Below are 23,946 nucleotides of genomic sequence, written 5' to 3' on the forward strand. Positions count from 1 at the left end.
CGGGCCGGGCGGTGGCCCGCCGGCGGGGTCGGCGTCCAGCGGGTCCGCCGGCGACCAGCGGGCCGGCCCGCCGTCGCTGACCGGCCGGTCCTCGACCGCCCCGGGCCATTCGTCGGTGACCGCCGCGGTGGACCACTCGTCGGCCGAGGGCGACCCGGCCTCGGTGAACGGCCGTTCGGAGCCCGGCAGGTCGCCGAAGCCGGCGTCCACGGCGTCCGCCGGTGCCGGCCGTTCGGCGTCACGCCGGTCGTCCGAGCCCACGTCCACGGCGTCCGCCGGTGCCGGCCGTTCGGCGTCGCGCCGGTCGCCCCGGCCGGAGCGCAGCGCGCCGACCAGGCCCAGCGCGCCGATCAGGATCAGCCCGCCGGCCAGGAACCAGCCGACCGGCGGGAGGTCCAGGCCGAGCAGCTGGGCGAGCAGCCACCACCCGGCCAGGGCGACGAAGACCAGGCCGAAGCCCAGCGACACGACATCGGTGCGGTGGGCCTTCACCGGGTCACCTCCAGGTTGCCGGCGTTGATGTGGACGTACAGGCGCAGCTTCCCGCCCCCGGCGCCGTCCGCGCCGAGGTCGGTGCTCTCCCGGAGCCGGCCGTCCAGCCCTCCGGAGCGTTTGCCGAAGACCTTGGCGTCCCCGGCGTTGACCTCGGCGATCGTCGTGACGTCGACGTTCGCCGGCACCACCACGGTCGCCGTCCCGAATTTGATCGCGACGGTGATCTGGGTGTCCTGCTTGTCGAAGTCGATCCCGCGCAGGTCGAGCACGGCGTCGCCGAAGTTGTTCTCGTACCGGTCGGCCAGGTCACGACGGTCGGTGGGGGCCCAGGTGACGTTCCCGTCGATGCCCCGGATCCGGTCGTAGGACTCGGCGACGGTCGCGATGCCGAGCGCCGCCGCGGTGACCAGCCCGAGGGCGATCAGCCAGCGGGCGCGGCCGAACCAGGCGCCGACGAGCAGGCCGAGCCCGACCGTCGCCAGGGCCGCCGCGAAGTACGCCGACGCGCCCACGTGGATCACGTCCAGCAGGTCGAGCACGGCGACCACCCCGAGCGCCAGGAAGACCAGCGAGAAGGTCACGGCGCCCAGCGGGGAGCGTTCCCGGGGCTGCTTCGGGGGCTTGACCGGGCGGGGCGGCGGGGGAGCCGGCTGCGGGCCTCTGGCGTACGGGCCGTGCGGGGCGAACGGCGGCCGGTAGCCGGTCGGCGGCTGGGGCGCGGCGACCGGCGGGTAGCCGGTCGCGGGCACGCCGACCGGGGGGAGGGAGCCGGTCGACGTGCCCGCCGGCGGCCAGGCGGGGAACCCGACGACCGGCCTGGCCGGGGCGGCCGTCCAAGCGGCGGCGGGCTGCTCGGGCGCCGCCGCCCCGGACCGCTGCCCGGCGAACGGCGCCCAGGAGGGCTGACCGGGGACCGCAGGCCCGAGCGGCGGCAGCCCGGGGCCGGCAGGCGGGGTGAAGAGGCCGGGCGCGGGCCACGCGACCGGCGGCACCGGGCCCGGCGGGGTGGCGGCCGGTGCGCCGGGCACCGGACCCGGGCCGCCCCGGTCGAACGTCCCGCGCCCGCGGTTGAGCAGCAGCGCGCCGCCGACCAGGATGGCCGCGCCCAGCAGCACCGCCCGGAACGCGTCGGTGACGATGTACCCGAAGCTCACCGCCACCAGGATGCTCAGCACGATCACCGTGAGCGGGGACATGCTGGACCGGCCCCGGCCCAGCATGGACTCGACCGGGGAGGCGCTGTCGCCCTCGCCCGGGATGATCAGCCAGGCCGTGACGTACACCAGGATGCCGATGCCGCCGAAGAAGCCGAGCACGGCCAGCAGCACCCGCCACAGCACCGGGTCGGTGTTGGTGGCCCGGCCGATCGCCGCGCAGACGCCGGCCAGGTAGCGGCCCTCGCGGGGCCGGACCAGCCCGTACCGGGAGGTGAAGCTGGCACCCTCGGGCGGCGGGGGCGGCCCCGCCCCGGGGGGTGGTGGCGGCGGGCCGCCCGGTCCCGGGCCGTGGGGCCCGGGGGGCTCCCCGGCCGGCGGCGACCAGGCCGGGTCGCCCCCGGCGGTCGGCGGCGGCCAGCCGCCCGGCGCGGACGCCCTCGGGTCGGCGGCGCCGGGAGTGCCCGGTCCCGCCGGGGTTCCGGTCGCGGCGGCACCCGGTGTCGCGGGGGAGCCGGTCGCACCCGACCCCGGCCCGGCGGGTCTCGCCGGACCGAAGACGGTCGGTGCGGTCCAGCTGGCGGGCGTGGTGGGCGCCGGATCCGCCGGTGGCGGCCCGTCCGGCCATGCCGCCCCGGGACGGGGCGGCGGGGCAGCTTCCTCGGTCATGCCTCGATCCTGCTGCCCCGACCGGCCGGGTGGCCTCAGGACCCGACCCTGACCCCACCCTGAGATCCGGGCGGCCGGGATGTCGGGGGCGTCCCCGTGGTCCGTTGGGGTCCCCGCGTGTGACGATCGAGACCGGCACGCCGGCCCGGCGCCCGCCCCGTCGCACCTGTTCAGGGAGTATCCGATCAGCACCGTGATCCAGCCGCCCCGGCTCTACCGGGTGCCCGAGCACCGGATGGCCGCCGGTGTCGCCGCCGGCATCGCCGACCACCTGGGCATCTCGGTGGTGCGGGTACGGATCGCCTTCACGGTGCTGCTCGGCCTCAGCGGGCTCGGGATGCTGCTCTATGCCGCCTTCTGGGCGGTCGTCCCGCTTCGGCCGGGCGACACGGCCGTCCCGCCCCGGCGGGACATCGGGCAGTTGCTGCCGTTCGTGGCGATCGGGCTCGGGGTGCTGCTGGTGCAGGTGATGGTCTTCGACTCGGTCGGCGCGGCGGGCACCGCCGGCTGGCTGGTCGCGATCATCGCGGTGGGCGCCGGGGTGATCTGGCACCAGGCCGCGCCGGAGCGCCGCCGGCAGTGGGGCGAGTCCATGCCGGTGCCCTGGCTGGGCGCGGTGGTGGAGGAGAGCGACCGGCGGGCCTTCGTGCTGCGCTTCATCGGCGGCGGGGTGCTGGTCGCGGTGGGCATCATCGGCGTCGTGGCGGTCTACTCGCCGGTGCAGAACTTCGACGCGGTGCTCAACGGCGTCATCTTCGCGCTGGTCGGGCTGGCCGGCGTGGGGGTGGTGGCGGCGCCGGTGCTCTGGCGGACGTACAACCAGCTCCGCTCGGAGCGCGAGGGGCGCATCCGTGAGCAGGAACGGGCGGAGCTGGCCGCCATGGTGCACGACCAGGTGCTGCACACCCTCGCGCTGATCCAGCGCAACGCCGCCGACGTGACGACCGTGCAGCGGCTGGCGCGTGGCCAGGAGCGTTCGCTGCGCAACTGGCTCTACAAGCCGGCCGCCTCGCCCACGGAACGGTTCGCGGCGGCCCTGGAGCAGGCCGCGGCCGAGGTCGAGGACACCTTCGCGATCACCGTGGAAACGGTCGTGGTGGGCGACCGGGACACCGACGAGCGGATCGGCGCGCTGGTCGCGGCTGCCCGGGAGGCGCTGGTGAACGCGGCCCGGCACGCCGGGGTGCGGACCGTCTCGCTGTACGCGGAGGTGGAGCCGGACCAGGTGAGCGCCTTCGTCCGGGACCGGGGCAAGGGCTTCGACCCGGATACCGTGGGAGACCACCGGCACGGGGTCCGGGGGTCGATCATCGGACGGATGAGGCGGCACGGCGGCCGGGCGGAGATCCGCTCCGAGCCGGGTGAGGGGACCGAGGTCCGGTTGATCCTGCCGATCTCCCGCGACCAGTCCACGACGGAGAGGGAGAGATGACCATGGCCGAGCACGGGCCGGTCGAGGGGGCACAGGGCCGCCCCGAGCGGCTGCGCGTCTTCCTCGTCGACGACCACGCCATGTTCCGCGCGGGGGTCCGCGCCGAGCTGGGCGCCCATGTCGAGGTGGTGGGCGAGGCGAGCACGGTGGCCGAGGCGGTCGCTCGGATCGCCGCCACCGGTCCCGACGTCGTGCTGCTGGACGTGCACATGCCCGACGGCGGCGGCCGGGCGGTGCTGGAGGCGATGCGCCGGACCCACCCGCAGGTGCGGTTCCTGGCGCTGAGCGTCTCCGACGCGGCGGAGGACGTGATCGGCCTCATCCGGGCCGGTGCCCGGGGCTACGTGACCAAGACCATCTCCCCGGACGATCTGGCCGCGGCGGTGCGCCGGGTGGCCGACGGGGACGCCGTGTTCAGCCCTCGGCTGGCCGGGTTCGTGCTGGACGCCTTCGCCGCCCGACCGGACGCCCCGGTGGCCGACCCGGAGCTGGACCTGCTCACCAACCGGGAGCGCGAGGTGCTCCGGTTGCTCGCCCGGGGGTACGCGTACAAGGAGATCGCCAAGGAGCTCTACATCTCGATCAAGACGGTCGAGACACACGTGTCGAACGTGCTGCGCAAGCTCCAGATGTCCAACCGGTACGAGCTGTCCCGCTGGGCGGCGGACCGCCGCCTGGTCTGACGCCGGCCGGGGCCGGCCCGGTCACTCCGTCCGCAGCACGGTGAACGCCTCCGCCAGCCGGCCCGGCGGCAGCCCGGCGTTGTCGGCGACCGTGGTGAGCCGGTCCCGGACCCAGGTCTCCACGTCCAGGTGGGCGGTCTGCGAGCGGTGCGCGCGCATCGCGGCGACCTTGCGGTCGTACCGGTCGGTGACGTCGATCACGTGGTCCGGGCCGGGGCCACCGGCGTACCAGACCTCGCGGACCACCCACGGCGCCAGCCCGGCGGTCAGCAGCTCGGGGTGTGCGAACCGGTTGCGCGCGTCCGGGTAGATCGCGCAGGTGGTGGCCTCGCCGACGGCCAGGTGGTCGGGGTGGCTCGGGCCGGCCAGTTGCTCCCAGCGGCGCAGCGGGGAACTGGTCAGCACCCGGTCGGGTCGGAACCGGCGGATCACCGCGGTGATGTCCCGGCGCAGCGCGGTCGTCGGGGCGAGGGCGCCGTCGACGTACCCGTCGAGGAACTCGACCCGGCGCACCCCGACGGCCGCGGCGGCGGCGTGTTGCTCCTCCTCGCGCAGCCGGGGCACCTCCGCGCGGGGCGTGTCGTCGAACCCGCCGGCGTCACCCCGGGTGACAATGAGGTAGGCCACCTCCGTCCCCTCGTCCACCCAGCCGGCTATGGTGCCCGCACAGCCGAAGTCGACATCGTCCGGATGGGCAAATACGGCCAGCGCACGGTGGATGCCGGCGAGCGCCGGGGCGGAGGCGGGGAAGCTCACAGGGCCGAGCCTACGCGCCGACCTGGGCGAGGGGATCCGGCCACGTTTTCCCTGGTCAGAGCGATGCTTTTGGGTCGCATCATGATCTTTTTTCAAGTATCGGCAACGCTGCGACCAACTAACGGCTTGATAACGGCACCTTCACGTAACGGGCCGGTAGGTGTCACAGTTGCAGCACCTCACCCCCGGCGTGAGGCACCCACGCATGGTCCCGCGACCACGGAAGCCGCTGAGCAGTCACGGTTCGTGGCCGCCCGGCCCTGCGCGGAGCCGAGCCCGGTGCGGTGTGGTGGCCCGGCGGATCGGTGCATCAGGGGTGTCCCGATTTTTCTGCGTTAAACCGGCGGTGCGCGGTTGCGGTCGCCGGCGGTGTCACCCCCATACGTACGTGAGAACTCACGACGGAACCAGGCTAGAAAGAGGAGGCCCCTCGGAATGAGAGTCTCGAAGCGGGCGAGTGGCGCGATCGCGTTGGGCGCGGCTTTCGCGCTCGTCGCGTCCGGCTGCTCCAGCAGCGACGACGGCGGCGACGCCGGCAACAGCGCGGACGGTGTCATCACGATCGACGGCGGCGAGCCGGAGAACCCGCTGGTTCCGTCGAACACCACCGAGACCAACGGTGGCAAGATCATCGACTGGATGTGGACCGGCCTGGTCGAGTACCCCAACGACGGTGGCGCCCCGCGGAACGCCGTGGCGGAGTCGATCGAGACGGCCGACTCCAAGGTCTACAAGATCAAGATCAAGCAGGGCACGAAGTTCCACGACGGCACCGCCGTCAAGGCCAAGAACTTCGTGGACGCCTGGAACTGGGGTGCCTACTCGCCGAACGGCGCGCAGAACTCCAGCTTCTTCGCTGACATCCAGGGCTTCGACGAGGTCAACACCGCCGACCCCGATGGCGCGGACGGCCCGCAGAAGGCCCCGGAGCCGAAGGCCAAGGAGATGTCCGGCCTGAAGGTCGTCGACGACTGGAACTTCGAGGTCACCCTCGCCGCGCCGACCGCCGTGTTCCCGACCAAGCTCGGCTACAGCACCTTCATGCCGCTGCCGGACGCGTTCTTCGCGGGCACCGCGGAGGACTTCGGCAAGAAGCCGATCGGCAACGGCCCGGTCAAGTTCGTGTCGTGGGAGAACAACGTCCTCATCAAGCTCACGCGGTTCGAGGACTACCAGCTGCGCGACAAGATGAAGATCAAGGACGTCAACGTCAAGCTCTCGCAGAACGACGACGCCGTCTACAGCGAGCTGGTCTCCAACAACATCGACTTCCAGCAGCAGGTTCCGGTCTCCTCCCTCGCGGGTGACAAGTGGAAGACCGACCTTGGCGACCGGGCCATCTCGTCGGTTGCCCCGGTCACCGGCATCATCGCCTTCCCGATCTACGACAAGCGCTTCGCCGACCCGAAGCTGCGTCGCGCCGTCTCCCTGTCGATCAACCGGCAGGAGGTCACCGACAAGATCTTCTTCGGTAACCGCAAGCCGGCCGACAGCTGGGCCAACCCGTTGGCCCCGGGTGCGGCGCCGGGCAACTGCACCGCCTGCCAGTTCAACGTCGACGAGGCCAAGAAGCTCCTCACCGAGGCCGGTGGCTTCAGCGGCGAGATGGTCTTCTACTACAACGCGGACGCCAGCCACAAGGAGTGGATGGAGGCCGTCGCGCAGCAGGTCAAGACCAACCTCGGCATCAACGCCCGCGCCGAGGGCGTGCCGACCTTCGCGGTGTTCCGGCAGAACATCAACGCCCACAAGATGAAGGGCCCGTACCGCGCCGGCTGGCAGCAGGACTACCCGGACGTCGAGAACTGGGTCAACCCGCTCTACGTGACCGGCGGTTCCTCGAACGACGGCCTGTACAGCAACAAGCAGGTCGACGCCCTGGCCAAGGAGGCCAGCGCCGCGCCGAGCCTGGACGCCTCGCACGCCAAGTTCGCCGAGGCAGTCAAGCTGATCGACGCTGACGCGCCCTCGATCCCGGTCTACTTCTCCGGCCAGCAGTCCGGCCGGTCGGACAAGATCAAGAAGATGGAGCTGACCAACGTCGGCGAGCTCGACATCACCTCGGTCGAGCTCTGATCCGTACGGTCTGACCCCGGGTCGGGCTCACCTACCGGTGGGTCCGGCCCGGGGCCGTCTCGCGAGGGGCGTACAACATCCCTCGCCACGTTGACGCCATCCGTGTCGGCCCCTCGCCCGACGCGCCCCCTGTCAGGAGGACCACCCCATGGGCCGTTATTTGTTGAGACGGCTACTGCAACTCGTCCCGGTCTTCATCGGTACGACATTCCTGATCTACTGGCTCGTCTGGTCCGTGCCGGGCGACCCGTTCGCCGGCAAGTGCGGCGACCGCCGGTGTCCGGATACGTACATCAACTTCATGACCGAGAAGTACCAGCTCGACGAGTCGATCTGGGTGCAGTACGCCACCTACATGAAGAACCTGTTCCAGGGGGACTTCGGCGTCACGTACAACAACATCGCTGTCGGCGACATCATCGCCGCCGCGTACCCGAACACGCTGAAGCTCGCGGTGGTGGCCCTGTCGATCGAGGCGATCATCGGCCTGTCCGCCGGTGTCCTGACCGGCCTGCGGCGCAACGGTTTCCTCGACAACCTGGTCCTCGTCTCCACCCTGTTCCTGATCGCGCTGCCGGTGTTCGTCGTCGGCTTCATCCTGCAGTGGCTGCTCGGCGTGAAGTGGGGCATCGTCAATCCGACCGTCTCCAGCGAGATGCGGCTGTCTGAGTTGCTCATGCCGGGCTTCGTCCTGGGCAGCGCGTCCATGGCGTACGTCGCCCGGGTGGCGCGGACGAGCATCGCGGAGAACCGCCGGGCCGACTATGTGCGCACCGCGATCGCCAAGGGCCTGCCGATGCGCCGCGTCGTCGGCGTACACCTGCTGCGCAACTCGCTGATCCCGGTGGTCACCCTGCTCGGCACCGACCTCGGCGCGCTGATGGGCGGCGCCATCGTCACCGAGGGCATCTTCAGCATCAACGGCATCGGCCGCTCCGTCCTCCGGGCGATCGTCACCAAGGAGAGCGCTACCGTTGTCTCCATCGTGGTGGTCCTCGTGCTCGTCTACCTCCTGATGAACCTGGTGGTGGACCTGCTCTACGCCGCCCTGGACCCAAGGATCCGCTATGAGTGAGCAGCGCGGCGAACGATTTTTGTACGCAGCGTGCCGTGACCACCGTCGCGGCACCCAGCGGAGCGAGGTGGCGGCATGAGTGACCCCAGTACCGCATCGATCGTCTCGACCCCGTCAGCGACCACGTCAACCGAGGCCGAGCCCGGCGCCCCCGCCGGCGCCGGCCTGCCGGAGAACGTCCGCAGGGAGAAGCCCCGCGGCCTGCTCGGCGACGCCTGGCGCGACCTGCGCCGCAAGCCGCTGTTCTGGATCTCGGCGACGTTCATTCTGATCTTCATCCTGATGGCGGCCTTCCCGTGGCTGTTCACCAACGGCGACGCGGTCAACGGCGCGCTGGCGAACAGCCGGGTCGAGCCCTCGGGCGACGCCTGGTTCGGGTACGACGTGCAGGGCCGGGACGTCTTCGCCCGGGTCATCTACGGCGCCCGCGCCTCGATCATCGTGGCCCTGGTCTCCACCATCGGCACGCTGCTGATCGGCGGCACGATCGGCATGATCGCCGGCTACCGCGGCGGCTGGGTGGACTCCCTGCTCTCCCGCTTCGGCGACATCTTCTTCGGCCTGCCCTTCGTGCTCGGCGCGATCGTCATCCTGACCACCTTCAACGGGGCGGGGTCGAGCAACAACGAGTGGTACATCATGAGCCTGGTCATCATGTCCCTGGTCGTGCTGAGCTGGCCGGTCGTGATGCGCCTGATGCGCTCCTCGGTGCTGGCCACCAGGGAGGCCGACTACATCGTGGCGGCCCGGGCGCTGGGAGCCGGCACCGGCCGGATCATCATCAAGCACCTGCTGCCGAACTGCCTGGCCCCGCTGCTGGTCTACGGCACCATCCTGGTCGGGTCGTTCATCGGCGCGGAGGCGACGTTGTCCTTCCTGGGCATCGGCCTGAAGAGCCCGGTGGTCTCGTGGGGCATCATGATCAGCGAAGCGCAGAACTACATCCGGGTCTCGCCCTTCCTGCTCTTCTTCCCCTCCGCGTTCCTCGTCACCGCCGTGCTCAGCTTCGTGATGCTCGGTGAGGCGGTCCGCGAGGCCCTCGATCCGAAACTGCGCTAGGGGAGATTGAGTTGTCCGACATTCTCGTGACCGAGCAGTCCCAGCCGGGCGCCGACGGATCCGGCCGCCCCTCAGGCCGCCTCCTGGAGGTCGAGGACCTGCGGGTGGAGTTCCGCACCCGGGACGGCGTCGCCAAGGTCATCAACGGGGTCACCTACCACGTCGACGCGGGGGAGACCCTCGCCGTGCTCGGCGAGTCCGGCTCCGGCAAGAGCGTCACCGCGCAGGCCGTCATGGGCATCCTCGACACGCCGCCCGGGTTCGTCACCGGGGGCCAGGTCCGCTTCCACGGCAAGGACATGCTCGCCATGTCCGGGGAGCAGCGCCGCCGCATCCGCGGCGAGGGCATCGCGATGATCTTCCAGGACGCGCTCTCCGCGCTGAACCCGGTCTTCACCATCGGGTTCCAGATCGCCGAGCAGTTCCGGGTCCGGCGTGGCCTCGGCCGCGCCGAGGCCAAGAAGCGTGCCATCGAGATGCTCGACCAGGTCAAGATCCCGAACGCCAAGGACCGGTTCAGCAACTATCCGCACCAGTTCTCCGGCGGCATGCGGCAGCGCGCGATGATCGCGATGTCGCTGGCGCTCGACCCGGAGGTGCTGATCGCGGACGAGCCGACCACCGCGCTCGACGTGACCGTGCAGGCCCAGATCATGGACCTGCTCGCCGAGCTTCAGCGCGAGCGGCAGATGGGCCTGATCCTGATCACCCACGACCTCGGCGTGGTCGCCGACGTCGCGGACCGGATCGCCGTCATGTACGCCGGGCGGATCGTCGAGGAAGCCGACGTCTTCGAGCTGTACGGCAAGCCGGCACACCCGTACACCATCGGCCTGATCGACTCGATCCCGCGGATGGACGAGCGGGGGCAGCAGCTCCGCACCATCAAGGGTCTGCCGCCGAACCTGATGAACATCCCGCCGGGCTGCCCGTTCAACCCGCGCTGCCCCATGGCGCAGCCGGTCTGCCGGGAGAAGGTGCCGCCACTGCTGCAGATCGGCAGCAACCGGGCCAGCGCCTGCCACTTCGCCGAGGAGCTGGTTAACCGTGACTGAGAACATCCTCGAGGTCCGTGACCTGGTCAAGCACTACCCCGTCACCCAGGGCATCGTCTTCAAGAAGACCATCGGTCAGGTCAAGGCCGTCGACGGGGTCTCGTTCGAGCTGAAGTCCGGCGAGACGCTCGGCCTGGTCGGCGAGTCCGGCTGCGGCAAGTCGACGCTGGCCCGGGTCCTGATGAACCTGGAGCGGCCGACCGCCGGCAGCGTGCTCTACAAGGGGCAGGACATCTCCAAGCTGTCCGGCGGCGCGCTGCGCCGGCTGCGCCGACAGATCCAGCTGGTCATGCAGGACCCGTACACCTCGCTGAACCCGCGGATGACGGTCGGCGACCTGATCGGTGAGCCGTTCGAGATCCACCCCGAGGTGGCCCCGAAGGGCAGCCGGCGGCAGAAGGTCAAGGAACTGCTCGACCTGGTCGGGTTGAACCCGGAGCACATCCACCGGTACCCGCACCAGTTCTCCGGCGGCCAGCGCCAGCGCATCGGTATTGCTCGGGCGCTCGCTCTGCGCCCGGAGATCATCGTCTGCGACGAGCCGGTGTCGGCCCTGGACGTCTCCATCCAGGCGCAGGTGATGAACCTGCTGGAGAAGCTCCAGAACGAGTTCGGCCTGTCGTACGTCTTCATCGCCCACGACCTGTCGGTGGTCCGGCACCTGTCGGACCGGGTCGCGGTGATGTACCTCGGCAAGATCGTCGAGGTCGGCACCGAGGACGAGATCTACGAGCGGCCGACCCACCCGTACACCCAGGCGCTGCTGTCGGCGGTGCCGGTGCCCGACCCGACCCTGCGCGACCAGAAGGCGATCATCCGGCTCACCGGTGATGTCCCCTCGCCGGTCAGCCCGCCCTCGGGCTGCCGGTTCCGTACCCGGTGCTGGAAGGCGCAGGACGTCTGCGCCGAGCAGGTCCCGCTGCTGGAGATCCGTTCCGGCTCGGACCACGCGAGCGCCTGCCACTTCGCGGAGAAGCGCGAGATCCTCGCCACCCACGAGGCCTGAGCCTCCCGGGCTGACCGACCCCGACCGCCTGCCGACGTCCGCCCGACGCCGGCAGGCGGTTCGGCGTTCCCGCCCCGCCGCCCGCCGCCCGCCCCGCCCGCCCCGGCGGGGCCGGCCGCCCCGGATCGCGCTAATACACGGAATTAGTGGCCTCGCACGCCTCCGAGGCCACTAATTCCGTGTATTAGCGCGACCTTGCGGGCCCACGGGTCACGGGTGGCCCGGCGGGGCGGGGCGGGACGGCGGGGGTGGGACGGTGGGGAGGGTTACAGCGGGCCGCGGCCGGCGCGGAGCAGCAGCAGGGCGAGCTGGGTGCCGTCGGCGCCGAGGGTTTGGCGGAACCGCTCAAGGATCTCCCGTTCCCGGCTGAGCACCAGTCGGGTGCCGCCGGAAGCCATCCGGGTCGCCCCGACCTCCTGGGACAGGGCGGCCCGCTCCTGCCACAGCTCGATCAGGGTGCGGTCGATCTCGTCGATCCGCTCCCGGATGGCGACGATCCGCGCCGCGGCCACCGAGTCGTCGGTCCCGGTCCGGGGCGTCGCGCCGGCCGCCGACGCGGGCTCCGCCCTGCCATCGCCGGCCGACCCGCCGGCCTCGTGCTCGTCGCCCGGCCGGGACTGTGCCACGCTGCCGCTCTGCTCCACCACGTCTGCCATCATCGCCGTACCCCTCGGACGTCGGGCCCGGTGCCCGGATCCCGGGACGGAAAAGCCCCGGGCTCTCCAGAGCCCGGGGCTTTTCGTAGGTCTGATCTGATCAGGCGCGACCCACGGCTGCCGGACTCCCGGTGCCGTAGTAAAAGTAGAAGCGCTGACCGAACACGTCGTCGAGTATGCCCACCCGCCGACCCGATCCGCAAGGATTCGCGCCGGGTCCACGGGGATTCGCGGTGCGGGGACCCCTTCTCCAAGCCGGCGTCAGGCGGGGAGAAGGGGCCCCTGCGCGTACCTCAGCCGAGGCGGGTGATCCGATCGGCGGGGCCCGGCGCCACCGGGGCGCCCGCGCCCACGTACGACACCAGGGCGTCGACGTCGAAGCCGGGGGCGGTGGTCCGGCCGGCGCCGCCCGCCAGCTCGGTGAAGCCGTCGCCGCCGTTGGCCAGGAAGTCGTTCGTGGTGACCCGGTAGCTGGCCGCCGGGTCGACCGGGGTCCCGTTCAGCGCCAGGGCGCTCACCCGGGAGCCCGCCGGGGCGGTGCTGTCGTACGAGTAGGTCAGCCCGGCCGAGACCTGGAGGATCCGCTGGGCGGTCTGCCCGTTGAAGCCGGGGAACTGCTGCTCCAGCACGTTCTTGAGCTGGGCCCCGGTGAACGTCTGGGTGACCACCAGGTTGTTGAACGGCTGCACGCTGAACGCCTCGCCGTAGGTCACCTCACCCGGCGCCTCGCCGCCGGCCGACGCCCCGTACGACAGGGAGGCCCGAACGCCGCCCGGGTTCATCAGGGCGATCTGCGCCCCGTCGCCGGCCGTGTACGCGAGCTGCGCGTCGGCGATCACGTCGCCGAGCGGGCTCTCGCCGTTGGGCCGGACGTCCCGGACGATGTCCGCGCTGATCTTCCCGACCACCCGGTTGGCGATCGGGGCGACCGCCGTGCGGTACTTGTCGGACAGCGCCTTCGCGCGTGCGTCGACCAGCGCGGGGTTGCGGGCGAACACGCCGGGTGCGCTCTGCTGCCAGGTGCCGTCGGCGTTGCGGACGCCGTTCTCGACGACCACGTTGCGGGCGGAGATCCCGGTGAACCGGCCGGAGCGGCGGTCCAGCGAGTAGTCCACGTCGGTGATCAGCTGGCCGTTGGTGCCGGCGCTGGTGACGACGCTCTGCTGGCCGGCCGAGTTCGGCAGTGAGCAGGAGTAGAAGCGGTGGGTGTGGCCGGAGACGACCAGGCCGAACTCCGGCCGCAGGCCGCGCACGATGTCCACGATCGGGCCGGAGAAGTTGGCGCAGTCGGAGACGCCAGGGGCGCTCGGCGGCGGGGACTGCGCGCCGCCCTCGTGCACCAGCAGCACCATCGCCTTGACGCCGAAGAGCTTGAGCAGGCCGCCCCACTTGTTGGCGGTCTCCACCTCGTCCTTGAACGTGACCGAGGTGATGCCGGCGGGGTTGACGATGCCCGGGGTGCCCTCCAGGGTGACCCCGACGAAGCCGACCGGCACGCCGTTGACGAACTTGACGTCGACCGGGGGCAGGATCGGCAGGCCGGTCTTCTTGCTGACCGTGTTGGCCGCGAGGTAGGTGAACTTCGCGCCGGCGAAGCCGTCGCCGTCCTGGCAGCCGTCGACCGGGTGGCAGCCGCCCTTGTTGAGCCGGATCAGCTCGTTGATGCCCTCGTCGAACTCGTGGTTGCCGACCGAGCTGACCTGGAGGCCGATCTCGTCCATCAGCTCGATCGTCGGCTCGTCGTGGAACGCGGCGCTGACCAGCGGCGAGGCGCCGATCAGGTCGCCAGCGCCGACGGTGGTGCTGGTCCGCCCCTCGGCCTTCGCCTCGGCGCGGAGCTTCTTCAGCCAGGTGGCGAGGAACTCCACGCCGCCGGCCGGGGTGCCGTTGACGGTGGCGCCGCTGCCCGCGGGCGGGTCGATGGCGCCGTGGAAGTCGTTGTAGCTGAGGAAGTTGCCCTTGACCTCGCCGCCGAGCGGCTTGGCGTAGGAGACCGAGACCGGGGCGAGAGCCGCCCAGGGGTCGGCGGCCGGGGCCGGCGCGGGCCGCGTGGCGGCCGGCAGGGTGGCGACGACGGCCAGTGCGAGGGCCGGCGCGGCGAGGTGACGCAGCACCGCCCGACCGCGCGAGCGCGGTTGACTCATGGTTTTTCTCCCAAATCGTGTACGGGGGAGGGATCCGGGGTTTCCCGGTCATCGTCGTGGATCGGGGACGGAGGCGCCAGAGCCGGTCGGGTGACGGGTTGGTCTCTTCGGGCTGCGCGCCGGGCCACGGGGGTGGCGGCGGGCGGGGCGGTGAGTCGGGAAGTGTCCGGCGGGCGGCATAGACTCGCCCTGCGATGCAGCCTCTCTTCGACATCCCCGTGTCCCCGCCCGAGCCCGAGCCCGAGCCGGCCCCGCCGCGCCGCGCCGGCCCGCCGGTCCGGCTCGACCCACAGCAGTTGGTGGAGGGCCTGAACGGGCCCCAGCGTGACGCCGTCACCCACGCCGGCTCGCCGTTGCTGATCGTGGCCGGCGCCGGCTCGGGCAAGACCCGGGTGCTCACCCACCGGATCGCGTACCTGCTTGCCGCCCGGGACGTGCACCCCGGCGAGATCATCGCGATCACCTTCACCAACAAGGCCGCCGGTGAGATGAAGGAGCGGGTGACCCACCTGGTCGGCCCGCGTGCCCGGCTGATGTGGGTGTCGACGTTCCACTCGGCCTGCGTGCGGATCCTGCGGGCCGAGCACGAGCACGCCGGCCTGAAGTCGACCTTCTCGATCTACGACGCCGACGACTCCCGTCGGCTGATGCAGATGGTCGCCCGCGAGCTGGACCTCGACCCGAAGCGCTACCCGGCGCGCGGGCTGGCCGCCCAGGTCTCCAACCTGAAGAACGAGCTGGTCGACCCGGAGGAGTTCGCCGGGCGGGCCAAGGGCCCCAACGAGCGGGCGCTCGCCGAGGCGTACACGCTCTACCAGCGGCGGCTGCGCGAGGCGCACGCGCTGGACTTCGACGACCTGATCATGACCACGGTGCACCTGTTCCAGTCGCACCCACACGTCGCGGAGAGCTACCGCCGCCGGTTCCGGCACGTCCTGGTCGACGAGTACCAGGACACCAACCACGCCCAGTACACCCTGATCAAGGAGCTGGTCTCCGGCACCGAGGGGATCGACCCGGCCGAGTTGTGCGTGGTCGGCGACGCCGACCAGTCGATCTACGCGTTCCGGGGCGCGACGATCCGCAACATCCTGGAGTTCGAGCGGGACTTCACCGACGCCCGCACGATCCTGCTGGAGCAGAACTACCGCTCCACCCAGACCATCCTGAACGCCGCCAACGCGGTGATCGACCGGAACACCTCCCGCAAGCCCAAGCGGCTGTGGAGCGACGCGGGGGCGGGCGAGCAGATCGTCGGGTACGTCGCCGACACCGAGCACGCCGAGGCGGACTGGGTGAGCCGGGAGGTCGACCGGCTGGTCGACGACGGGGCCGCCCGCCCCGGCGACGTGGCGGTCTTCTACCGCACCAACGCCCAGTCCCGGGTCTTCGAGGAGGTGTTCATCCGGATCGGCCTGCCCTACAAGGTGGTCGGCGGGGTGCGCTTCTACGAACGCAAGGAGGTCCGCGACGCGCTGGCCTACCTGCGCGCGGTGGTCAACGACGACGACACGGTCAGCCTGCGCCGCGTCCTGAACACTCCCCGCCGGGGCATCGGCGACCGCGCGGAGGCATGCGTCGAGGCGCTCTCCGGCCGGGACCGGGTCTCCTTCGGCGCGGCGCTGCGCCGGGCGAAGGACGCCCCGGGCATCTCCACCCGGGCCGCCAACGGCATCGGCGACTTCATCGCGCTGCTCGACGGGGCGCGCAAGCTGGCCGAGACCGGCACCCCGGAGGAGGTGCTGGAGGCGCTGCTCACCCGCTCGGGCTACCTCACCGAGCTGGAGGAGAGCCTCGACCCGCAGGACGCCGGCCGGGTGGACAACCTCCAGGAACTGGTCAGCGTCGCCCGGGAGTACACCGAGCGGATCGAGGCGCTGGGCGCCGAGGGCGAGCGGGCCACCGTGGCCGGCTTCCTGGAGCAGGTCGCGCTGGTCGCGGACGCGGACCAGATCCCCTCCGACGACCCGGACCACCAGGGCGTGGTCACCCTGATGACCCTGCACACCGCCAAGGGACTGGAGTTCCCGGTGGTGTTCCTCACCGGGCTGGAGGACGGTGTCTTCCCGCACCTGCGTTCACTGGGCGACACCCGGGAGTTGGAGGAGGAGCGTCGGCTGGCGTACGTGGGCATCACCCGGGCCCGCCAGCGGCTCTACCTGTCCCGCTCGGTGACCCGCTCGGCGTGGGGGCAGCCGGCCTACAACCCGCCGTCGCGGTTCCTGGAGGAGTTGCCGCCGGAGCTGGTCCGTTGGGAGCGCACCGAGGGGACGTACACCTCGTGGGCCGGGGGTGGCGGCGGCGTCGGGGGTCGCGCGGACCGCCCCGGCGGCTTCGCCGGGGGGACGCCCAAGGCGGCCCAACTGGCCAAGCGGCTCGGCGTGGACGGCAGCCGGCTGACCACGGCCAGCGAGTTGCCCCAGGGGCCCAAGGTGGCGGCCGGGGACCGGGTCAACCACCAGCGGTACGGCCTGGGCCGGGTGCTCGCCGTCGAGGGGCACGGGCCCGGGGCGCGGGCGCAGATCGACTTCGGCGACCAGACGATGTGGCTGGTGCTGCGGCACGCCCCGGTCGACAAGCTCTGACCCGCCGGCCCGCCCGGCCGGCGTGCTGCCGGACCGGGCCGGGCTGGCGGGTCGGCTTGCGCTGCCGGGCCGGGCGGCCGGGCGCGGGCGCACCCGGGCGGCGGGCTGTCAGCAGGCCACGTCGATGCCCCGGGCGCGCAGGAACGGCGCGGGGTCGATCTGGTTCCACATCGCGCCCTGGTGCACCTCGAAGTGCAGGTGCGGGCCGGTGGAGTCGCCGGTGGAGCCCTCGTAGCCGATGACCTGCCCCGCCTTCACCTTCGCGCCGACGCCGACGGCGGTGCGGCTCTGGTGGGCGTAGTGGGTCAGGTAGCCGTTGCCGTGGTCGACGAAGACGGAGATGCCGTACCCGTCGCCGACGTCACCGGCCTTGACCACGGTGCCCGCGGCGGCGGCGTGGATCGGGGTGCCCGCGGGCAGGGCGAAGTCGATGCCGGCGTGCAGGGCGCCCCACCGTTGGCCGTAGCAGGAGGTGATCTGGGCGCCCGCCATCGGGATGACCCAGGCTGACGCGGGCTTGTTGGTCTTCTTCGGCGTGGGCTTCGGCTTCGGCTTCGTGGTGACCTGCTTCGTCGGGCTGGCGCTGGCCCTCGACGGGCTCGGCGACGGGGTGGTGGGGCTGGCGGACGGGGTGACCGGGGCGACCGACTCGCGGACGGCCCGGTCGGCGCGCTCGGCGGCCTCGGTGCGGGCCTGGGCGTCGATCGCCACGGCGGCCGGGGTCGGCTCGTCCCCACCGCCCGTGGTGGCGACGGCGACGCTGGCGAGACCGAGCCCGACCAGGGCCGCCGCGCCGATCACCAGGGCCCGTCCGCCGCGCCGGGGGCGCAGTCGGCGGCGGATCGGCGCGTCGGGGGTGCTCTCGTTGCGGATGTTCTCTTCCTGCACGGCGGGGACCTTCACGTCTTCGAGGGGCAGGGACCTCGAAATCTTGGTGTTTGCGCTGGTGGCCGGCGGGTGGGGGCGGGGTTCCGTCGCCCCGCCCGCAGCCGGCTCCCGCCCGTTCCCTCCCGCCTAGGGGGGCTTCGTCCCGATAAGTGATCATGGTCGAGGTGTCGCCGGTCACATCTGCCGGTGTGGCCTAGCAGACATTCGGCCCGCCGGACGACGAAAAAACCGCCCGGATCGACTGATCCGGGCGGTCAACGGGCGATGCTCAGGGTCAGGGCGTGGTCACGTCGCTGTAAAGCGCCTGGATTTGCATCTTGATGTCCACTTCGCGGCTCTGGAGCCACGGCACCGGGTCCCGTGGCTCCCCGTTGACATGGATCTCCAGATGCAGGTGCGCGCCGTAGGAGTGGCCGGTGTTGCCGACCAGTCCGAGCTGTTCCCCGGCCTTGACCTGCTGGCCCTCCTTGACGGTCACCGCTGAGGAGTGGCCGTAGATGGCCTCGCTGCCGTCGGTGTGCTTGACGATGACCGCGTAGCCGTAGCCGCCGAACCAGCCGGCCTTGGTGACGGTGCCGCCGTGGATGGCGACGTAGGGGGTGCCCTCCGGGGCGACCAGGTCGACGCCGGTGTGCAACTTGCCCCAGCGCATGCCGTAGGGCGTGTTGAAGTCGTAGTCCTGCAGGGGCAGGAGCCAGACGTCCTGCTCGGTGGAGACCTTCGTCTCCGTCCGGCTGTCCCGGGAGGCCGGTTCGTCGGAGTCTGCGCGGGCCGCGACGTCCTGGCTGGTGATGGACGCCTGCTTGAGCTCGTCCAGGACCGACGGGCTGACGCTCTTGGCGTCCGGCAGCGCGGCCGCGCCGAGCGCGACCATGCCCGCACCGACGAACGCGGTGGTGACGACGGCTGCGTAGCGGCTGCGCGGGGGCGCGGGTACGCGGCGGCGGCCGCGATATCGATCGGGCTCAGACGACAGGCGCTGGCGCACGCACACCCTCCGTTGTCGGGGTTCCGAAGCGGTCGGCCGGCGCCCCGTGAAGCGAAGGTGAACGTCGGCTGGCCGCGTCGTCACCCGTCGGTGGACCTGATGACAACCGTGGTCACGTTAGCCAACCACCACGCCGGTAACAAGCCAGACGGGGTAATTGGCGTGTCGATCCGTCCGTTTGTGTCCCTTATTGTCATGTCTCGTCACGGTCGACGTATGCCCTCGTAGCTGCCCGTTCGTTGCGCAGGGTGACGTCGCCCACCGGATATCCGAATCCGGCCCGCACCCCTACGCTTCTCCTGGTTCGGACGCCCGGATTCCCTGGTCCCGACCCGTCGGGTTACCGTTCGTTCAGGTGACAGTCTTAGCGCCTCGAAAGGTGTCCGCTGATGAGCTCTCGTATCCGGGTCGTCGTCGCGAAGCCGGGCCTCGACGGCCACGACCGCGGGGCCAAGGTGGTCGCCCGTGCCCTGCGGGACGCCGGCATGGAGGTCATCTACACCGGCCTGCACCAGACCCCGGAGCAGATCGTGGAGACCGCCATCCAGGAGGACGCCGACGCCGTCGGGCTCTCCGTGCTGTCCGGGGCGCACATGACGCTGTTCCGGCGGGTCATCGAGCTGCTCGGTGAGCGGGACGCGCGCGACATCGTCGTCTTCGGCGGCGGCATCATCCCGGACGCCGACCTCCCCGAGTTGGAACGGCTCGGCGTAGCGAAGGTCTTCACCCCGGGCGCGACCACCCGGTCGATCGTGGAGTGGGTCCGGGCCAACGTCGCCCAGCCGGTCGCCTGACCCGGCGGTCGCCACCCTCCCCCAGACACGGGGGAGGGGCCGGACGCACCCCTCACACGTCCGGCCCCTCTATGCACGATGCCCCGCCGCCACCCCTCGACCGACAGGGCATCGGCCGTCTCCCGCCGTCGCGCTGACCAGCAGCGCTCCGACATCTGACTCAACGAGGCCCTGGCCAGGGGGTTACGCGGCCCGCCGAACATCGTCGACAGGAATCCCACAGCCGGCCCCCACCCGGCCCGTCGGCCCCGCCGGCCGCCCAACGAAACGACCCGGCCGCCCAACGAAACGGCTCGGCCGACCGCGCGGGGCTGCCCGGATCCGGGCAGCACGGGGGAGCGCCGGGCTGGTTGTGGATTAGGGCACACCGTGCACCCGCTCGGTTGCCGGCCGTGCCGACCTCGCTAGGCTGCGCCCAATGGCCTGTTTCAACTGATGACAGGCATCAAACTGTTTTCACACGCTGGTGGCGGCGCGACGGCGCGCCGCGGAGACGGGACGGGACGCGCAATCGTGGACCTGTACGAGTACCAGGGGCGGGACCTGTTCGAGCGGCACGGCTTGCCCGTGCTCGCCGGCGGCGTCGCCAACACCCCGGAGGAGGCCCGCGCGATCGCCGAACGCCTCGGCGGTCGCGTGGTCGTCAAGGCACAGGTGAAGGTCGGCGGCCGAGGAAAGGCCGGCGGCGTCAAGCTGGCCGAGGGCGAGGATGAGACGGTGGCCCGCGCCACCGACATCCTCGGCATGGACATCAAGGGTCACACGGTCCACAAGGTCATGATCACGGTGACCGCGGACGTGGCCGAGGAGTACTACTTCTCGTACCTGCTCGACCGGGCGAACCGCACCTTCCTCTGCATCGCCAGCGTCGCCGGCGGCATGGACATCGAGCAGGTCGCCACCGAGACCCCGGGCAAGGTCGTCAAGGCCCCGATCGACGCCGTCAAGGGCGTCGACGAGGCGAAGGCGCGCGAGATCGTCACCGCCGCCAACTTCCCCGCCGGGGTCGCCGACCAGGTCGTCGACGTCGCCGTCCGGCTGTGGCAGGCGTTCGTCGCCGAGGACGCCACGCTGGTCGAGGTGAACCCGCTGGCGACGACGAGCGACGGCAAGCTGCTGCTGCTCGACGCCAAGGTGACCCTGGACGAGAACGCCGGGTTCCGGCACCCCGACCACGAGGCCCTGATCGACCAGGCCGCGGTGGACCCGCTGGAGCAGGCCGCCAAGGAGAAGGACCTCAACTACGTCAAGCTCGACGGCGAGGTCGGGATCATCGGCAACGGCGCGGGTCTGGTCATGTCGACCCTCGACGTGGTCGCCTACGCGGGCGAGCGGCACGGCGGCGTCAAGCCGGCCAACTTCCTCGACATCGGCGGCGGCGCCAGCGCCGCGGTGATGGCGAACGGGCTGGAGATCGTCCTGTCCGACCCGTCGGTGCGCAGCGTGTTCGTCAACGTCTTCGGCGGCATCACCGCCTGCGACGAGGTCGCCAACGGCATCGTGCAGGCGCTCGCCCTGCTGGAACAGCGCGGCGAGAAGGTCACCAAGCCGCTCGTGGTCCGCCTCGACGGCAACAACGCCGAGGCCGGTCGGGCGATCCTCGACGGCGCGAACAACCCGCTGGTACAGCGGGTCGACACCATGGATGGCGCGGCCGAGCGGGCCGCCGAGCTGGCGGCTGCGGGGGTCTGATCATGGCTATCTGGCTGACCAAGGACTCGAAGGTCATCGTGCAGGGGATGACCGGTTCCGAGGGTTCCAAGCACACCCGGCGGATGCTTGCCGCCGGCACCAACGTCGTCGGCGGCACCAACCCGCGCAAGGCGGGCCAGACCGTGGACTTCGACGGCACCGCGCTGCCGGTCTTCGCGACCGTCGCCGAGGCCATGGCCCAGACCGGTGCCGACGTCACGGTGATCTTCGTCCCGCCGCAGTTCACCAAGGCCGCCGTGATCGAGGCCATCGACGCGGAGATCCCGCTGGCCGTGGTGATCACCGAGGGCGTCCCGGTGCACGACACCGCCGCGTTCTGGGCGTACAACGTGGCCAAGGGGGAGCGGACCCGGATCATCGGGCCGAACTGCCCGGGCATCGCCTCGCCGGGCGCCTCCAACGCCGGCATCATCCCGGCCGACATCACCGGCACCGGTCGGATCGGCCTGGTCAGCAAGAGCGGCACGCTGACGTACCAGATGATGTACGAGCTGCGCGACATCGGCTTCTCGACCTGCGTCGGCATCGGCGGCGACCCGATCATCGGGACCACCCACATCGACGCCCTGGCCGCGTTCGAGGCCGACCCGGAGACCGACGCCATCGTGATGATCGGCGAGATCGGCGGCGACGCCGAGGAGCGGGCCGCCGACTTCATCAAGGCGAACGTGACCAAGCCGGTGGTCGGCTACATCGCCGGCTTCACCGCCCCGCCCGGCAAGACCATGGGCCACGCCGGCGCGATCATCTCCGGCTCGGCGGGCACCGCCGAGGCGAAGAAGGAGGCGTTGGAGGCCGTCGGCGTGAAGGTCGGCAAGACCCCGACCGAGACCGCCAAGCTGATGCGGGAGATCATGTCCGCCGGCTGAACCGCCTGAGACGCCGAGGGGGTCCGACCGGGCGGTCGGCCCCCTCGCGTCATGTAGATCAGTCGTTGTTCCAGAACGGGTAGTTGCCGCTCGCCCGCAGGATCAGACTGCCGATGATGTTGATCACGCCGAACGCGATGGCGAGGTAGCCCAGCACCGGCGACTGGCCGTACCGTTTGGCGTCCCGGACAGACAGGTACCCGAAGACGATGCCGAGGACGCCGCAGCAGATCAGGCCCAGGACGATGCCGAGCACGCCCCACAGCGTGGTGCGGTCCCGGCCGGCGGCCGGTGGCGGCGGTGGATACGGAGCGTTCACGGCTACCTCCGAGCGGTCCGCGTCGACCTGCTCCAGCCGGCCGACGCTGGCCGGCACCCGGAAGAGGCCGCGACAGGAAAAGTTCGTGTCCTGGGCCGAGGCTAGACCGGATCGTGGGCGACAAGTCGGTGGATCACGAACTTGCGGCCGATCGGGCGCGGTATCGGACTGCCCTCGACGGCGCGGCGTGCCAGAGTAGACGCGATGTCCTCCGTCACCCCTGATCAGCCCCGCCGTCCGGCCACCGGGGTGGGCGCCGACGACCGGCTCGCCGGCCGCCCACCGGGTCCCCGGGTGCCCGCGCCCCGGGCCGGGGAGGCCCGCCGCAGCCGGGCCCCGCTCGCGGTCGCCGCCGGGGTCGCCGCCACCTGGGCCGCGCTCACGTCGTACCTACCGGTCGCGCTGGTGCTCGGGCTCGCCCAGCTCAGCGAGGACGCCGGCTCCGTCGCCGGGGCGCTGCGCGCCGGGCTGGGCGGCTGGCTGCTCGGCCACGGGGTCCCGCTGACCACCGACGCCGGCCCGGTCGGACTGGCCCCGGTGGCGCTCACGGTGCTGGCGGTCTGGCGGCTGTTCCGGGCCGGCGTGCACACCAGCCGGGCGATCGGGGCCCGGGGCGGGCGCTCGCCGCGCCAGGCGCTCACCGCCGCAGGCGCGGTCGGCGTCGGGTACGCGTTGCTCGGCACCCTCGCCGCAGTGCTGGCCGGCGTCGGTGGGCCGGCGGTGTCCCCGATCCGCGCCGGCGGGACCTTCGCGGTCTTCGGCGCGTTCGCGGCCCTGGCCGGGGCGGCCCGCACCACCGGCGTGGCCGGCCTGCTCGTCGAGCGGGCGCCCGCCCCGGTGCGGGACGGGGTGCGTACCGGCCTGGTCGCCGGGTTGCTGCTGCTCGGGGCGGGGGCGGGAGTAGCCGGGCTGGCGATCGCCACCGGCGGCGGGGACGCCGCGGACATGATCGGGGCGTACCGCACGGGGGTGGCCGGGCAGGCCGGGATCACCCTGGTCAGCCTCGCCTACGCACCGAACGCCACGGTCTGGTCCACCAGCTATCTGCTCGGTCCCGGGTTCGCCGTCGGCACCGACACCGCCGTACGCACCGGCGAGGTCTCGCTCGGCGCGCTGCCGGCCGTACCGTTGCTGGCCGGCCTGCCCAGCGGGCCGGTGGACGACTTCGGGGCGGCCCTGCTCGCGATCCCGGTCCTGGCCGGCATGGCTGCCGGCTGCCTGCTCGCCCGGCGGCTGCTGCGGCGGGCCGCCGAGGATCGGACGGAGGTGGCCTGGCGGGCCCTGCTGGTCCCGGCGGCCCTAGCCGGCCCGGTCGCCGGGCTGCTGCTCGGGGTGCTCGCGGGGGCCTCCGGCGGGCCGCTCGGCGGGGGGCGGCTGGCCGAGATCGGCCCGGTCCCGTGGCAGGTGGCCGGGACGGCCACGGCGGTGCTCGCGGCCGGTGCCCTGCTCGGCGCCGCCGCCACCCGCTCCCTGTCGAAGGGCCGGACGCCTTCCTGACGCCTGCGCCGAGGGGCGCCCCGGAAACTGCCC

19 protein-coding genes and 1 pseudogene are annotated in these 23,946 nt (G+C 71.9%); 12 read left to right on the forward strand and 8 right to left on the reverse strand.

The window, feature by feature from the left end:
* Positions 1-240: 240 nt before the first annotated feature.
* Together OG559_RS16025 and OG559_RS16030 are read right to left on the reverse strand one after the other, a co-directional pair.
* Positions 241-492, reverse strand: a pseudogene (locus tag OG559_RS16025) (hypothetical protein); the annotation flags it as partial.
* Positions 489-2,318, reverse strand: a complete 1,830-nt coding sequence (locus tag OG559_RS16030) for a PspC domain-containing protein (RefSeq protein WP_405104668.1) — start codon at positions 2,316-2,318, stop codon at positions 489-491. The pseudogene OG559_RS16025 and the gene OG559_RS16030, both read right to left, overlap by 4 nt.
* Positions 2,319-2,553: 235 nt before the next feature.
* Between OG559_RS16030 and OG559_RS16035 the strand changes: the two genes are divergently transcribed.
* Positions 2,554-3,750: a PspC domain-containing protein gene (locus OG559_RS16035; protein ID WP_405116695.1), complete on the forward strand. Its 1,197-nt coding sequence runs from the start codon at positions 2,554-2,556 to the stop codon at positions 3,748-3,750.
* 2 nt (positions 3,751-3,752) lie between these two features.
* The gene (locus OG559_RS16040) at positions 3,753-4,433 is read left to right on the forward strand and encodes a response regulator transcription factor (RefSeq protein ID WP_350882108.1); all 681 of its coding nucleotides are present in this window, start codon (positions 3,753-3,755) and stop codon (positions 4,431-4,433) included.
* Between the two features lie 21 nt (positions 4,434-4,454).
* Here OG559_RS16040 and OG559_RS16045 read toward each other — a convergent pair whose 3' ends face one another.
* The gene (locus OG559_RS16045) at positions 4,455-5,189 is read right to left on the reverse strand and encodes a PIG-L deacetylase family protein (protein ID WP_405104670.1); all 735 of its coding nucleotides are present in this window, start codon (positions 5,187-5,189) and stop codon (positions 4,455-4,457) included.
* Between the two features lie 435 nt (positions 5,190-5,624).
* On the opposite strand from OG559_RS16045, the gene OG559_RS16050 reads away from it, so the two are divergent.
* The 5 genes from OG559_RS16050 to OG559_RS16070 all read left to right on the forward strand — a co-directional run bounded on the left by OG559_RS16050 (position 5,625) and on the right by OG559_RS16070 (position 11,460).
* Positions 5,625-7,265: an ABC transporter substrate-binding protein gene (locus OG559_RS16050; RefSeq protein WP_405104672.1), complete on the forward strand. Its 1,641-nt coding sequence runs from the start codon at positions 5,625-5,627 to the stop codon at positions 7,263-7,265.
* 148 nt (positions 7,266-7,413) lie between these two features.
* Positions 7,414-8,340 carry an ABC transporter permease gene (locus OG559_RS16055; protein ID WP_405104674.1) on the forward strand — a complete coding sequence of 309 codons (927 nt, stop codon included), beginning with the start codon at positions 7,414-7,416 and terminating at the stop codon, positions 8,338-8,340.
* A gap of 75 nt (positions 8,341-8,415) precedes the next feature.
* The gene (locus OG559_RS16060) at positions 8,416-9,399 is read left to right on the forward strand and encodes an ABC transporter permease (RefSeq protein ID WP_405104676.1); all 984 of its coding nucleotides are present in this window, start codon (positions 8,416-8,418) and stop codon (positions 9,397-9,399) included.
* Positions 9,400-9,425: 26 nt separating this feature from the next.
* On the forward strand, positions 9,426-10,454 hold the full coding sequence (locus tag OG559_RS16065; protein WP_405116699.1) for an ABC transporter ATP-binding protein: 1,029 nt from the start codon (positions 9,426-9,428) through the stop codon (positions 10,452-10,454).
* Complete coding sequence (locus tag OG559_RS16070) at positions 10,447-11,460, forward strand: ABC transporter ATP-binding protein (protein WP_396670266.1); 1,014 nt, start codon at positions 10,447-10,449, stop codon at positions 11,458-11,460. Before OG559_RS16065 ends, OG559_RS16070 begins: the two co-directional genes overlap by 8 nt.
* A 266-nt stretch (positions 11,461-11,726) precedes the next feature.
* On the opposite strand, the gene OG559_RS16075 is transcribed toward OG559_RS16070, so the two are convergent.
* The gene (locus OG559_RS16075) at positions 11,727-12,119 is read right to left on the reverse strand and encodes a chorismate mutase (protein WP_405104678.1); all 393 of its coding nucleotides are present in this window, start codon (positions 12,117-12,119) and stop codon (positions 11,727-11,729) included.
* A gap of 290 nt (positions 12,120-12,409) precedes the next feature.
* Positions 12,410-14,260: a bifunctional metallophosphatase/5'-nucleotidase gene (locus OG559_RS16080; RefSeq protein WP_405104680.1), complete on the reverse strand. Its 1,851-nt coding sequence runs from the start codon at positions 14,258-14,260 to the stop codon at positions 12,410-12,412.
* Positions 14,261-14,454: 194 nt separating this feature from the next.
* Between OG559_RS16080 and pcrA the strand changes: the two genes are divergently transcribed.
* Positions 14,455-16,845, forward strand: coding sequence for a DNA helicase PcrA (pcrA, locus tag OG559_RS16085; protein ID WP_405104682.1), 2,391 nt, complete (start codon positions 14,455-14,457; stop codon positions 16,843-16,845).
* Between the two features lie 108 nt (positions 16,846-16,953).
* Here the strand turns inward: pcrA and OG559_RS16090 are convergent, their stop codons facing one another.
* The gene (locus OG559_RS16090; protein WP_405104684.1) at positions 16,954-17,733 is read right to left on the reverse strand and encodes a M23 family metallopeptidase; all 780 of its coding nucleotides are present in this window, start codon (positions 17,731-17,733) and stop codon (positions 16,954-16,956) included.
* A 274-nt stretch (positions 17,734-18,007) separates the two neighbouring features.
* Positions 18,008-18,721 (reverse strand): M23 family metallopeptidase, encoded by a 714-nt coding sequence (locus OG559_RS16095; RefSeq protein WP_405104686.1) that lies wholly within the window; start codon positions 18,719-18,721, stop codon positions 18,008-18,010.
* 389 nt (positions 18,722-19,110) lie between these two features.
* Between OG559_RS16095 and OG559_RS16100 the strand changes: the two genes are divergently transcribed.
* The 3 genes from OG559_RS16100 to sucD all read left to right on the forward strand — a co-directional run bounded on the left by OG559_RS16100 (position 19,111) and on the right by sucD (position 22,097).
* Positions 19,111-19,515 (forward strand): cobalamin B12-binding domain-containing protein, encoded by a 405-nt coding sequence (locus OG559_RS16100; protein ID WP_161685713.1) that lies wholly within the window; start codon positions 19,111-19,113, stop codon positions 19,513-19,515.
* Positions 19,516-20,028: 513 nt separating this feature from the next.
* Positions 20,029-21,207: an ADP-forming succinate--CoA ligase subunit beta gene (gene sucC / locus OG559_RS16105; protein ID WP_396670260.1), complete on the forward strand. Its 1,179-nt coding sequence runs from the start codon at positions 20,029-20,031 to the stop codon at positions 21,205-21,207.
* Positions 21,208-21,209: 2 nt separating this feature from the next.
* Positions 21,210-22,097 (forward strand): succinate--CoA ligase subunit alpha, encoded by an 888-nt coding sequence (sucD, locus tag OG559_RS16110; RefSeq protein WP_396670259.1) that lies wholly within the window; start codon positions 21,210-21,212, stop codon positions 22,095-22,097.
* A 58-nt stretch (positions 22,098-22,155) separates the two neighbouring features.
* Here the strand turns inward: sucD and OG559_RS16115 are convergent, their stop codons facing one another.
* Positions 22,156-22,416, reverse strand: a complete 261-nt coding sequence (locus tag OG559_RS16115) for a DUF4190 domain-containing protein (protein ID WP_387015218.1) — start codon at positions 22,414-22,416, stop codon at positions 22,156-22,158.
* Positions 22,417-22,620: 204 nt separating this feature from the next.
* On the opposite strand from OG559_RS16115, the gene OG559_RS16120 reads away from it, so the two are divergent.
* A complete protein-coding gene (locus tag OG559_RS16120) occupies positions 22,621-23,913 on the forward strand; it encodes a DUF6350 family protein (protein WP_405104689.1) in 1,293 nt (430 codons plus the stop codon).
* Positions 23,914-23,946 lie beyond the last annotated feature (33 nt).

Source organism: Micromonospora sp. NBC_01405 (assembly GCF_045040155.1).
In the GTDB taxonomy this organism is placed as follows: domain Bacteria; phylum Actinomycetota; class Actinomycetes; order Mycobacteriales; family Micromonosporaceae; genus Micromonospora.